General features: G+C 30.7%; 1 pseudogene. It reads right to left on the bottom strand.

Annotation, left to right across the window (positions count from 1 at the left end):
* Positions 1–215, bottom strand: a pseudogene (locus tag AACP42_RS03080) (sigma-70 family RNA polymerase sigma factor); the annotation flags it as partial.

Here is a 215-nt window from a genome sequence, read left to right on the forward strand (position 1 = left end):
GTTAGATTGTTGATATTAATAGTTTGAGGTTGTGTTTCTTCAAAAGGAATATTACTTACTTGTTTTTCTTTCCGAAAAACTTCTCTGGAAGTAGAAGTAGCTTGTAGGCCTCTGATAAGTTCTGTGATTTTACCTTTAATTGTTGGGTAGCATAGACAATAAAATCACATCCTAAATCTTGGTAATTATTTAAAGCTTTGATTAGACCTAAAATC

The organism is Hydrangea phyllody phytoplasma (assembly GCF_036985185.1).
GTDB classification, from domain to species: domain Bacteria; phylum Bacillota_I; class Bacilli_A; order Acholeplasmatales; family Acholeplasmataceae; genus Phytoplasma; species Phytoplasma asteris.